Source organism: Paenibacillus wuxiensis (assembly GCF_040195695.1).
Classification (GTDB): Bacteria; Bacillota; Bacilli; order Paenibacillales; family Paenibacillaceae; genus Paenibacillus_B; species Paenibacillus_B suaedae.
On record NZ_JBEFZI010000001.1, the window covers coordinates 264,139 to 276,410 of the forward strand.

16 protein-coding genes are annotated in these 12,272 nt (G+C 47.7%); 11 read left to right on the forward strand and 5 right to left on the reverse strand.

Annotated features, from left to right (window positions below; all coding sequences use genetic code 11):
- Positions 1-309, reverse strand: coding sequence for a hypothetical protein (locus tag ABN764_RS01115; protein ID WP_028533133.1), 309 nt, complete (start codon positions 307-309; stop codon positions 1-3).
- A gap of 38 nt (positions 310-347) precedes the next feature.
- On the reverse strand, positions 348-1,238 hold the full coding sequence (locus tag ABN764_RS01120; protein WP_446670894.1) for a DUF1385 domain-containing protein: 891 nt from the start codon (positions 1,236-1,238) through the stop codon (positions 348-350).
- Positions 1,239-1,493: 255 nt separating this feature from the next.
- Between ABN764_RS01120 and ABN764_RS01125 the strand changes: the two genes are divergently transcribed.
- The 5 genes from ABN764_RS01125 (at position 1,494) to ABN764_RS01145 (ending at position 5,927) form a co-directional block, all read left to right on the forward strand.
- Positions 1,494-2,174: a YqhR family membrane protein gene (locus tag ABN764_RS01125; protein WP_174809442.1), complete on the forward strand. Its 681-nt coding sequence runs from the start codon at positions 1,494-1,496 to the stop codon at positions 2,172-2,174.
- Between the two features lie 116 nt (positions 2,175-2,290).
- Positions 2,291-2,755, forward strand: a complete 465-nt coding sequence (aroQ, locus tag ABN764_RS01130; protein WP_021261793.1) for a type II 3-dehydroquinate dehydratase — start codon at positions 2,291-2,293, stop codon at positions 2,753-2,755.
- Between the two features lie 33 nt (positions 2,756-2,788).
- Positions 2,789-3,865, forward strand: coding sequence for a M24 family metallopeptidase (locus tag ABN764_RS01135; RefSeq protein WP_446670702.1), 1,077 nt, complete (start codon positions 2,789-2,791; stop codon positions 3,863-3,865).
- Positions 3,866-3,966: 101 nt separating this feature from the next.
- Positions 3,967-4,524: an elongation factor P gene (efp, locus tag ABN764_RS01140; RefSeq protein ID WP_021252997.1), complete on the forward strand. Its 558-nt coding sequence runs from the start codon at positions 3,967-3,969 to the stop codon at positions 4,522-4,524.
- Positions 4,525-4,673: 149 nt separating this feature from the next.
- Positions 4,674-5,927: an aspartate kinase gene (locus ABN764_RS01145; protein WP_021252996.1), complete on the forward strand. Its 1,254-nt coding sequence runs from the start codon at positions 4,674-4,676 to the stop codon at positions 5,925-5,927.
- A 17-nt stretch (positions 5,928-5,944) separates the two neighbouring features.
- On the opposite strand, the gene ABN764_RS01150 is transcribed toward ABN764_RS01145, so the two are convergent.
- The 3 genes from ABN764_RS01150 to comA form a co-directional block, all read right to left on the reverse strand.
- The gene (locus ABN764_RS01150; RefSeq protein WP_021252995.1) at positions 5,945-6,406 is read right to left on the reverse strand and encodes a DUF441 domain-containing protein; all 462 of its coding nucleotides are present in this window, start codon (positions 6,404-6,406) and stop codon (positions 5,945-5,947) included.
- Between the two features lie 129 nt (positions 6,407-6,535).
- Complete coding sequence (locus ABN764_RS01155; RefSeq protein WP_072727885.1) at positions 6,536-7,264, reverse strand: 2-phosphosulfolactate phosphatase; 729 nt, start codon at positions 7,262-7,264, stop codon at positions 6,536-6,538.
- Positions 7,265-7,312: 48 nt separating this feature from the next.
- Positions 7,313-8,134, reverse strand: a complete 822-nt coding sequence (gene comA / locus ABN764_RS01160) for a phosphosulfolactate synthase (protein ID WP_065294048.1) — start codon at positions 8,132-8,134, stop codon at positions 7,313-7,315.
- A gap of 241 nt (positions 8,135-8,375) precedes the next feature.
- On the opposite strand from comA, the gene ABN764_RS01165 reads away from it, so the two are divergent.
- From ABN764_RS01165 to spoIIIAE, 6 genes are all read left to right on the forward strand, one after another.
- Positions 8,376-8,645, forward strand: a complete 270-nt coding sequence (locus ABN764_RS01165) for a YqhV family protein (protein ID WP_021252992.1) — start codon at positions 8,376-8,378, stop codon at positions 8,643-8,645.
- A 140-nt stretch (positions 8,646-8,785) separates the two neighbouring features.
- The gene (spoIIIAA, locus tag ABN764_RS01170) at positions 8,786-9,793 is read left to right on the forward strand and encodes a stage III sporulation protein AA (protein ID WP_446670703.1); all 1,008 of its coding nucleotides are present in this window, start codon (positions 8,786-8,788) and stop codon (positions 9,791-9,793) included.
- On the forward strand, positions 9,777-10,310 hold the full coding sequence (gene spoIIIAB, locus ABN764_RS01175) for a stage III sporulation protein SpoIIIAB (protein WP_446670704.1): 534 nt from the start codon (positions 9,777-9,779) through the stop codon (positions 10,308-10,310). The genes spoIIIAA and spoIIIAB overlap by 17 nt, the downstream gene beginning before the upstream one ends.
- Before the next feature lie 11 nt (positions 10,311-10,321).
- Positions 10,322-10,525 (forward strand): stage III sporulation protein AC, encoded by a 204-nt coding sequence (spoIIIAC, locus tag ABN764_RS01180; protein ID WP_005546700.1) that lies wholly within the window; start codon positions 10,322-10,324, stop codon positions 10,523-10,525.
- 32 nt (positions 10,526-10,557) lie between these two features.
- Positions 10,558-10,947 carry a stage III sporulation protein AD gene (gene spoIIIAD / locus ABN764_RS01185; protein ID WP_021252989.1) on the forward strand — a complete coding sequence of 130 codons (390 nt, stop codon included), beginning with the start codon at positions 10,558-10,560 and terminating at the stop codon, positions 10,945-10,947.
- Positions 10,948-10,969: 22 nt separating this feature from the next.
- Positions 10,970-12,247, forward strand: a complete 1,278-nt coding sequence (spoIIIAE, locus tag ABN764_RS01190) for a stage III sporulation protein AE (protein WP_065293207.1) — start codon at positions 10,970-10,972, stop codon at positions 12,245-12,247.
- Positions 12,248-12,272: the final 25 nt, after the last annotated feature.

Sequence of the window (12,272 nt, forward strand, 5' to 3'; positions counted from 1 at the left end):
TTATTTAGTCTGTTGTCTGTTCTCATCCTTAGCCTTGTTGCCCTCAATGACCGTAAGTTTTGCTTGGGATCGAGGTCGTATGCGCTTCTTAGCTTGAGACGCACGTGCTGCTTTCAGCTTCGCCTCTGTACGAGGTGAGACCTTCACCTTGACGCTCTTCTTCGGCCCAAATCGATAGACGAGGAATACAACGGCAATGATGGCGACGGGAATTAGAATGGATATAGGATCTCGAGTGAAGCTGCTAACGATTCCGATTCCAACCAACACAGCCATGAGGAGCATAAACCATCGCGGCAGTCGAGCCATCGTCATCATTCCCTTCTTGTCATAGTATTGATGTAGAATTAGGATACAGCCTGTTTAGGCTGTAATTCGCGATCAAGCTCACACATGCGATTGAAGGAAGCAATCGACACTTCCACCTGATCATCTGTAGGTTCCTTCGTTGTGAGCAGTTGCAGCCACAGTCCAGGATACCCAAGCCAGCGAAGCACAGGCACATTCCGCAGGGCATTCGTTAATCGCAGGAACTCGTAGGATACGCCCATGACGACCGGAATCAACAGGAGCCTTGGATAAATGCGTTCCCATAAATTATCATATGGGATAAAGGAGTAAATAACGACTCCAACGATGACGGACAAAATAATAAAACTACTGCCGCAGCGATAATGCAGCGTGCTGAACTTCTGTACGTTCTGTACCGTTAGATCTACGCCGGCTTCATATGCGGTAATTACCTTATGCTCAGCGCCATGATATTGGAACAGACGCTTGACAATAGGAGTCTTGGAAATTAGCCACAAATACCCGAGAAGGAACGCAATTTTAATGACGCCTTCAACGACAGTATGGATCACGATATTATTGAAGGCCGACCCGAAAATGAGTTCTTCAATGACAACTGGAACGGTTGTGAAAATAATTTTACTAAAGATAAGCGATAAAATTCCGACTACCGCTACCCCGACGATCATCGCAAGGTTCCATTTGGAGTCTTTGCCTGCCTCAGCAGCTTCAATTCCTTCTTCATCCTCTGCGTATTTCTCTGCAGCGTAGTTTAAGTGCTGATATCCTTTAGCACTGGCATCGAATATGCCAACAATCCCTCGGAGCAGCGGGATTCTTTTTAGCTTGGCAACCCATGCTTTATCTTTCTTTGGTACTTCGTAGAACGTAATGGATGTATCTTTGCGACGGACAGCCGTCACATTGACGTGCTTGCCGCCGAACATTACGCCTTCAATTACGGCCTGTCCACCGTAAATGGATTTCTGATCTGACAATTACTTCACCATCCCCATCTTGAATGCATTCCGCTTTGCGTGTGTACCGAAGGTGCCTCAAGTAAGAGGCACTTCACGATTTTGAAATAATAATAATTTTATTGTAGCGAATTTTGCTGGCGTTTTCCACACCATGATTGTAATCCGCCTAGGTTGGAGCATACTACATACACGTTGAGATGATCACAATTGGGAGGAATGGCAATGAATGAAAGGCAAGCAAGGGCGGAGCGTAAGAAGAATCCTACTGACCCATTATCGTTTTCTGTGCAAATCGGTTTTTTTGCCGGGCTGATATGGGGCGGGATACGTTGGCTCGCTTATACTTTCCACTTTACTTCGGTGATCCCTGGGATGATTGCGGAACCTTTTTACCCGCATAAATATTTGATCACTATCCAAGGCCAGCTAGTAGGATGGGGCGCATTCATTTTATTTTCAATCGCAGCTTCCATACTATATACACTTTTCCTACGGAAAGTACCTGGTCCGTACCCTGGGATTCTATATGGGATAGTATGGTGGGTTCTATTATATGTTGCACCCGGGCCTATGCTTGGTCTCGTGCATCCAGTATGGAGGACAACATGGAACACGATTTGGACAGAATCCTGTATCATGCTTGTCTGGGGATTATTCATCGGCTATACGGTAGCAACGGAGTTCAATAATGAACAGGAGCGTGAACCCGATGAGGCAGAGCGTCTCAAAATGAAGGGGGGATCGGGCTATGCCAGCGGTGGAGGACAGGGATCTGGGAAGTCAGGAAATAGAGGGCCTGACCGTGTACCCAGCGACGGAGTTGTTCATTCAGCAGCAAGAAGTGATTCTGGGGAAGAGGCGCATGAATACCCAGAGCGACGCAAGCCTAAACCGATCATGTAGCTAAATGCGCGATGTCATGCGGGGTTTGCTGTATTGACGCTTCTCATTTTCTGCATCGTATGTTAAAATACGTGAGGATTCGTCTGTTGACGGTACGCTTGAGAGGTGGAATCATCATGGCTTGTTACTTGTTATTGAACGGACCGAACTTGAATATGCTCGGCATTCGCGAGCCTGGTGTCTACGGGAGCGAATCGTTGGCTGCGATTGAAGCACGGCTTACAGAGATGGCTGCATCTTGGGGCGTTTCACTGGAATGCTACCAGAGCAATCATGAAGGAGCGCTCATAGACCGTATCCATGAGGCATATGGGACATGCGACGGTATTGTCATTAATCCGGGAGCACTTACGCATTACAGCTATGCATTGCGAGATGCATTAAGTGCAGTTCGCATTCCGACAGTGGAAGTTCATATGTCCAACATACATAAGCGGGAAGAGTTCCGGCATGTGTCTGTAACCGCTCCTGTAGTGGTAGGACAAATTGCGGGATTCGGAGCATTAAGCTATGAGTTGGGATTGTCTGCACTGCATCAGTATGTGTCCTCACAACGGGCAGAAGGTCAATCTCAAGGGTGACGGAACAATGCAAAGTCGGGAGATGATGAGAAGATGAGCCAATCACGTTTGACTCGTTTAAGAGAAGCAATGGGGATGAAAGGCTTGGAAGCCATGTTCATCACAAGTGCGGTGAACCGTCGTTACATGACAGGATTTACAGGTTCATCCGGCTTTGTGCTGATTACGCAAGACCGCGCAGTGCTGCTGACGGATTTCCGTTATATGACACAGGCGCCGCAGCAAGCTGTTGATTTTGACGTTGTTGAACACGGCGCGAAGATGACAGATACGCTGAAGCAGCTTCTGTCTGATATGCATATTAGTCGTCTAGGGTTCGAACAGGATCACGTCGCATTCGCAACTTATACAGGATATCAAGGACAGCTCGAAGGCATCGAACTTGTACCTGTATCTGGGCTGATCGAAGATCTTCGCATGATTAAGGATGAGGGAGAATTGGCGATTATGCGCGATGCTGCTCAGCTTGCGGATCGTACATTCAGCCACATTCTGAACTTCCTCAAGCCAGGCGTATCCGAGAAGGATATTGCGCTTGAGATGGAATTCTTCATGCGTAAGAATGGAGCAACATCGAGCTCCTTCGATACGATTGTTGCATCTGGCGAACGATCCGCATTGCCGCATGGTGTTGCAAGTGATCGCATCATCCAAGGCAACGAGTTCATTAAGCTTGACTTCGGTGCTTTGTACAATGGGTATTGCTCAGACATTACACGTACGGTAGTACTGGGTAAGCCGACTGACAAGCATCATGAAATTTATAACATTGTTCTTGAAGCACAGATGAATGCAATTCAACATATTCGTCCGGGGATGACTGGACGCGAGGCAGATGCCTTAACTCGTGACATCATTAAGGGTTACGGATATGGTGACCATTTCGGACACAGCACCGGTCATGGCTTGGGTATGGAAGTTCATGAAAATCCAAGATTGGCATTCGGAAGCGATACGGTGTTAACTCCCGGTATGACCGTTACGGTGGAGCCTGGTATCTATATTCCAGGATTCGGCGGTGTACGTATCGAAGACGATATTGTGATTACGGAAGACGGGATTGAAATAATAACACAATCAACGAAACAACTGCTCGTATTAGACATGTAGTGACGGGCGCAGTTCAGTAGATATCTAACCGATACACTGAGCATCGAACGTATTTCATTACGGTTAATCGGGGTTGCCATGCATGTAGGAGGGAATTTAGAGTGATTTCAGTAAACGATTTTAAAACAGGTTTGACGGTAGAAGTAGATGGAGATATCTTTACAGTCTTGGATTTCCAACACGTTAAGCCAGGTAAAGGTGCTGCGTTCGTACGCTCCAAATTGAAAAACTTGCGTAACGGCAACGTTACGGAGAAGACGTTCCGTGCAGGTGAAACAATCGGCCGTGCGCAAATCGATAACCGCGAAGTACAATACCTGTACAACAGTGGTGAAGAGTATACATTCATGGACAATGAGTCCTACGACCAATTCTCCTTGGACAAGAGCCAATTGGAATGGGAATTGAACTTCTTGAAGGACAACATGATCGTTAACATCGTAAGCTATAAAGGTGAAATCCTTGGTATCAACATGCCGAACAACGTTGAGCTTAAGGTAGTTGAGACAGAGCCAGGAGTTAAAGGCAACACGGCTCAAGGTGCAACGAAGAACGCAACAGTGGAAACTGGCTTGAACGTTCAAGTGCCACTCTTCATCAACGAAGGCGATGTACTGCTTATCGATACACGCGAAGGCAAGTACATTTCTCGTGCCTAATTATTGAATAAGATTTTTAATAAGCCCTGAGTGCCCTGTGCATTCGGGGCTTTTATAATTTAACGTACCGCATTGGTAAAATTGTGCTATAATATGCTATTAAAAGAAAGTGCAAGCATTTCTAGTTCATAGGGTGGGAGTGAGTCAGTGTGGCACTATACGTCATGAAGTTCGGAGGCAGCTCAGTAGGAGATATTGAGAGAATGAAGCGGGTTGCCAAACGAATCGTAGAAAAAAAACAAGAAGGCCACAAGTGTGTTGTTGTTGTATCAGCAATGGGAGACACGACGGACGAATTAATCGATCAATCGAAAAGCTTGAATGAGAATCCTCCTGCGCGTGAAATGGATATGCTGCTCACGACAGGCGAGCAAATCTCGGTAGCGCTGTTATCCATGGCCATCCATCAGCTTGGTCACCAGGCGATGTCTATGACCGGATGGCAGGCTGGTTTCCGAACAGACGGTACATACGGCAGGGCACGTATTGTCGACATACAGTCTGAACGGGTGAAGAATGCACTGCAGGAAGGTCAGATTGTAATTGTGGCTGGATTCCAGGGGATGTCGGAAGTCGGAGAAATAACAACATTAGGCCGTGGAGGCTCGGATACGACAGCCGTTGCGCTGGCTGCTGCTATTCAGGCGGATGTATGTGAGATTTATACGGATGTTGACGGCATATACTCTACAGATCCTCGAATCGTAAACTGTGCCCGGAAGCTGAAGGAAATATCCTATGACGAAATGCTGGAGCTGGCTCACCTAGGGGCAGCCGTACTGCACCCGCGTGCAGTAGAATACGCCAAGCACAATTCAGTGTGTCTTGTTGTTCGATCCAGCTTTAACTACAATGAGGGGACAATCGTGAAGGAGGAAGCTACAATGGAACAGGGTGTAGTCGTTAGTGGCATCGCATATGATAAGAATGTAGCGCGTATTAGCATTTTGGGCGTCGCTGATTTGCCGGGAGTATTGGCGAAGGTATTCGGAGCGCTTGCAAATGAACATATAGATGTAGATATTATTGTACAGAGCGGTGTATTAAACGGTGAGGCAGACTTCTCCTTCACGACAGCACTTGCTGATTGTGAGCGAGCAGTATCTGTTATTGAGAACATTCGCGGTGAGGTTCCATACCGTGAAGTTACATCGGAGCGAGATTTGGTGAAAATTTCGATCGTAGGGGCTGGTATGGTTAGCCATCCGGGTGTTGCTGCTAAAATGTTCGACATCATCTCCCGGACGGGAGTCAGCATTAAAATGGTGAGCACCTCTGAAATTAAAGTATCCTGTGTTGTGGCAGCTGATAACCTGCATGATATTATCCGAGCTCTTCATACAGGCTATGGCTTGGACACAATGGAAACAGCATTCGTAGGCGGTCCTCAAGACCGTAGATAATGGATGGACTGCATATTTTAGAACTTATCAATAATCCATCTGCTTATCTGCAATAATAGTGCGGTTATACCGGCGGCCATTAATGGCCCTACCGGAATGCCGCGCAGTAGAACGATCCCGATGATTGACCCAGCCACTAGGCCGACAATCATTTGCGGATCGTTTTTTAATAGCTCCAGTCCCTTGCCATTCATAGAGGTGGCAATAGCACCGCCCGCAAGTGCCATCATCCCCGGCCAGGAAGATAGGGCTGACCATAGATCGTGGGTAGTGATTCGCTCTGCCGCAAAGGGAACAAGCACGGCAATGGTAAGAAATAATAACCCGAACTCCAATCCCCGACGTTCAATGGTGGGAAGATAGCGCTCTAAATGGACAAGCTTAACGATTAGCAAAATACATGCGGCAGTCGTAATAATTGGAGATCGGCTAACGAGACCTATGAGTATGAGCGTAACGAGTACAAATTCACCATTCATGTATCATGCTCCTCAAGAGAGAGTTGTTCATACCATCGTGCTGATATGCTGTAGTCATTTTCAATGTATGAACAAGCCCCTCTGCTTTAGAACATAGACCGTCTGGCGCCTTGCTCGTAATTGTGACGTTTATGATGATATAAACGGCTTCATCGTGTGGTTGTCTGTAAGAATGGGGACGAGTGAATACGTATTGACCGTTGCACAGAACTCTACATCTTTTGCGAAGCCAAGCTTGCATAGTTTCTTGCCGCCCGAACATTGTTGAAGCGCTTCTGGAATGCGATTCGCATAATACTGATAGGAGCTGTGAACGGTATATCCGACATCATTCATGGTTAGTTCGTTTGCATTACCCATACAGCGTTGTAGCTCCGCAATTATAAGTCCGGCGCATAGGCCGTCCTCGAAGGCGAATTCATCTTGTGCGCCTGAACAGAGCAATGCCACATCCTTGCGCAGTTTGCATGCAGCATGTGCAGTAGCTTGCGCATTAATGATTGCTCCAGCTAATATATAGTCTGCTTTCAATGCTTTCTGGATGGCACGCGTACCATTTGAAGTTGTTAGCACGATTCGCTTGCCTTCTATGCTGTTCGACATGTATTCATAAGGGGAGTTCCCTGCGTCGAATCCTGATATTTTTTTGCAGTAGCGTTCCCCAGCTAATACATCCTCATCTTTGGCAATTTGTTTGGCTTGGGATACCGTCTCAACGGGAATGACGCCGGAAGCGCCATAATGAAGGGCAGTGATGATCGTGCTTGTTGCACGAAGTACGTCGATGACAATCACCGTGCGATGTGTCAAATCTATTGCTCGTGCCTCGTTTACGCTAAGAATGACATCGATATGCATGTTGGTTCCCCCCCTTTTTTTATATTTCTGGTTACGTGTATCGAACAATTAGATCATGTATTGAGATTGAACCATGGCGCTCATTGTATCTGAACGCAGTCCTCTGCGGAGTGCTTCGAAGGCAATAATGTCATGTGGGGATACGTTGCCGATATTCGCCTGCAAACCAACCGTTCGCAAGATTTCAACCTGCTGCTCCTTGTGTGGAGCTTCCCACATCAGTCGGCTAGGCGTATGCACTGCGGAGACAATACGATTGACCAATGAGGTATCACAACTGCCGCTGCAATCATACACGCCAACCCCCACACCAGATTCTCTTCCCTCAAGTGTCATCCATTCGGCTCCGTGAGCAAGATCTTCTGTAAAGGTCTCTACGATATCGGAGAGAACAAATGGTGTTGAATTATCCTTCTTGCCATACTCTGTACAAACAAGCAGTCCTTCCTCGCTAGCGCGGCGGATGAGCGCATTCCGCTCCTTGCGGGTTAATGTGATTGTGCCGTCCGACACCTCAACTCCCGTAAAACCAGTCACTCTCATCATATGAAAAAAAGCATCCACCATGCCTTGCGCGACAGCAATTTCTAAAAACGTACCTCCAGGAATGACAATAACATCATGTCGTGCTGCGGCTTCCAGCTTGGTGCTAAGCAGAGAAAGAGGCGTAACGGCAGAGGTTCCAAACCCCAGCTTAATGACGTCGATGTGCTCGTGAGCGAGCTCCAGCATATCCGTAAATTCGCTCATTCCCATTCCTTTGTCCATGACCATCGTCATTCCCGTGGTACGCGGCTTCGCAGTACGTATTCCGCTTGGATCAATTAATCGACTCGGCCAACAGCCAACTTGGTTGTCAGTGAAGCTCATGGTTTACAATCTCCCTCATCTCATGAAGATAGTCAAACTATGAAGTCAATATATGCATACCTCACCTGACAGGTGCCTAGTTGCCTGTATGAGCAGCGTCTATCTGCCAGATTCTCGCGATCTACTGCTCTAAACAAGTCTTGTCCTGCATACAATGTGTCAATATGCGTATTGTACAGGCTGCGTTCACTTGGATCGCTTGATGTTTCCAATTCATGATTGTGTACAGGAGGGGAGAACGGTGACGATTGATAAGTTCGTAGCGAGTATGGCGGGACTGCGCTTTCTGTCTGGATCTCTGGAGATTGCTGTAGCCCTCATTATGTTGAAAGTAAATGATACCGAGAAGGCGCTTGCCGTTAATTCATTGCTCGCTCTTGTAGGGCCGCTCGTGCTTATTACAACGACCACAATTGGGCTGATAGGCATAGCAGACAAGTTGAACTGGACGAAGATTGCCTGGATTGTTGCTGGTGTTACATGCTTGCTTATCGGCATTTTGAAGAAGTAGTGGACGGGGGTATAGGGATCAATCGGTACTAGTCCCACCGAGGTGCATATTTGCCGGACAAGGGTCATACATATGGGATACACAAGGTAGCACCTTATTTCCCTTAAAATAATGAGGATGACCCAAGGAGGATGGGAGAGATGAATGTATACAGCTGGTCAGCGGTGCTGCCTCCCGCGCTTCGTTCTATCTTGCTGCACTTGCCTGAACGCATCTTAGGTGAATTGGAAGAAGTGAGAATCCGACAAGAGCGCCCGCTAGAAGTCAGTGCAGCGGGGGAATTTTATTTTGTGACTAGGGAAGGCACATTGACTGATAAGCCTGATACAGCCTATCGTCCCAATCGCGAAGATAGCCTTCAATTGCTTGACTATGTAACGAATCATTCGCTGTATACGATGGAGGAAGAGCTTCGGCGTGGGTTCATTACGGTAGCTGGTGGACATCGAATTGGACTAGCGGGTCGGACTGTGCTGACGCAAGGAAGGGTTAGCCATCTTCGGGATATAACGGGCTTCAACTTGCGTATTGCCCGAGAAGTAATGGGCATAGCCGACGACATTATTCCACAACTGCTTGATTTCAAGCATCGGACAATCCATAGCACACTTGTCGTATCCCCTCCACAGCATGGGAAGACAACCCTGCTGCGAGATATGGCTCGGGCTATCTCCTCTGGCTGCTGGAATCATCCTCAGGCGCTCTGGAAGGCGCTTAAGGTAGGCATTGTAGATGAGCGTTCTGAAATTGCCGGTTGTACGAAGGGAGTGCCTAGTTACCATCTTGGCTATCGAACAGATGTTATAGATGGGTGCCCGAAGGCAGAAGGATTAATGATGTTTATTCGTTCTATGTCTCCCGATGTGCTTGTTGCGGATGAATTTGGGAGAGAAGAAGATTACGAGGCGATGCGAGAGGCCATACATGCTGGCGTAAGGATGATCGCATCTGTTCATGGATCGGACGCAGAGGATGTGATTCGACGTCCTGGAATGGCATCCTTGCTTGATGGAGGGGGATTTACTCGGGTTGTTACGCTGCGGAGGACAGCTAGACAGTGGCAGCGGAAGGTGTACGACGGCAAGCTGCGAGCGCTTCAGCCCAGCATCGTAGCGAATGTGCAGGGAGGAGGTGGGTACCACGTATAAATTGCTAGGAGCAGCAATTCTCGTTGCGGCTACGGCGGGGATAGGGTGGGTACAAGCAGCTGCATATGCGGCGAGACCGAAGCAGCTTCGGCTGCTGCACCATGCACTGGCTCGATTGGAAACCGCAATAATATACGGGCACACCCCGCTATCGGCAGCATTTCACGATATTGCACAGCAAATGCCCCCTGTACTGCGCGATATATTCCTCAGCGCATCACAAGCAATGGAACATTCCGCAGCACAATCATTTACGGCAAGGGAAGCTTGGGAGCAAGCGTGGGAACGATATGGCAGCAATACCTCGCTAACGAAGGAAGACCTCCGAATTATTAAGGAACTTGGGTTTACGCTTGGAATTAGTGATCGAGAGGATCAGAGCAAGCATATCAAGCTTGCGATTAAGCAGCTGGAGCAAGAGGAGTGGAGCGCTCGGGAAAATCATAGCCGCTATGGCAAAATGACTCGCAGTCTTGGTGTGCTAGCTGGTTTGCTCGTTGTAATTTTGATGTATTGAGGTGCCAGATGATGAATGTAGATGTCAGCGCCATTTTTCAAATTGCCGGAATCGGTATTATCATCGCGATGATTCACACCGTGCTGAAGCAAATGGGAAAGGAAGATATGGCTCATTGGGTGACGGTCATCGGCTTTGTTGTGGTCTTGTTCATGGTCGTTCGCTTGCTGGATCACTTATTCCAAGAGATTAAAACCATCTTCTTGTTTCAATAAAATAACGGTAGGTATACAGGTCAGGTGATTTCATGGAAATCATTCAAGTTGTAGGACTCGGACTTTTGGCGACCATTCTAGTATTGGTTGTCAAAGAGCAGAAGCCGATGTTTGCGTTTATCATTTCAACCTTTGCTGGAATCGCCATTTTTCTATTCTTGATTGGGAAGATCGAAGTCGTCATTCAAGTGCTGGAGGACTTGGCCGATCGCTCGGGAATTCAGCCCATTTATTTGAAGACGATATTGAAAATGATTGGCATCGCCTACATCGCGGAGTTCGGCGCTCAAATTGTTCGGGATGCAGGACAGGATGGGATTGCATCTAAGATTGAACTTGCCGGGAAGGTGCTGATTATGGTACTGGCTATCCCGATCATAAGCGTCATTATAGAGACTGTAATGAAGCTTCTTCCTGCTTAACGTGAGGTAAGGTGGAGTGCGAATGAACCGAATTCAATTGCAAGAACGGCATTGGAACATGGTCTATAGGAAGCGGGTGTGGCTCCTGTTGCTGCTGTGCGTGTTGTTCGCTAGTGTGGGTACGGCATTCGCTGCTCCTGCGATAGAAGACAAGCAGGTGACACAGCCGCAGCAGCTGCAAGAAGAAGCGCCCGCAAGACCCGCCGCAACAGAAGCATGGATCGAGCAGCAGACGAAGCGATTACAGACGAGCGAAGTGGAGCGGTACTGGAATGATCTGCTCGTCAAGTATGGGGGCTACTTTCCTAGAGATGCCATGCCAGATTTTGTTGATCTGCTGCTTCCTGGCGGTGAGAAGCTGACAGTCAGCAACGTGTTCAAGGCTATCGGGAAATTTATGCTGCAAGAAGTGTTTATGAACGGCAAGTTAATTGTCACGATTGTCATACTCGTCGTATTCAGCATGGTGCTGGAAACGCTGCAGACCGCCTTCGAGCGCAACACAGTCAGCAAAATTGCCTACACGATTTCTTACATGGTCATCATTATTCTGGCTATTAACAGCTTCCAGATCGCAATCGGCTTCGCCAAGGAAGCAATATCAAGCATGATTAACTTTATGATGGCGATGGTGCCCTTGCTTCTAACCCTGCTGGCTTCAATGGGGAATGTTGTGACCGTTACAGTCATGCATCCACTCATCATCTTTATGGTTCATTTGGTCGGAACACTGATCTATGTCGGTGTATTTCCGCTTCTATTCTTCTCAGCTATTCTGCATATTGTCAGTTCCATATCTGACAAATACAAGGTGACTCAACTGGCGAACTTGATGCGGAGCATCAGTGTGGGATTGCTAGGTGTTCTGTTAACGATCTTTCTGGGCGTGATCTCCGTGCAAGGCGCTACGAGCTCAGTCACTGATGGGGTATCTATTCGAACAGCCAAGTATATAACCGGCAATTTCGTTCCTGTAATTGGACGCGCATTCTCAGATGCAACGGATACCGTCATTTCGGCATCGCTGCTCGTAAAAAATGCGGTTGGGTTGTCAGGTGTCATTATTTTGCTGTTTTTATGTGCCTTCCCGGCAATCAAAATATTGACGCTTGCATTAATCTATAACGCCTCGGCAGCCATTATGCAGCCGTTAGGAGATTCCCCTGTGCTTGGGTGCCTGAAGACGATCGGCAAGAGCATGATCTATGTGTTTGCGGCTCTAGCTGCGGTCGGTCTCATGTTCTTTCTAGCAATTACGATTCTCATTACGGCAGGCAATGTGACGGTTATGATGCGCTAGGCCGCGCGGATGAAATGGAGTGAAC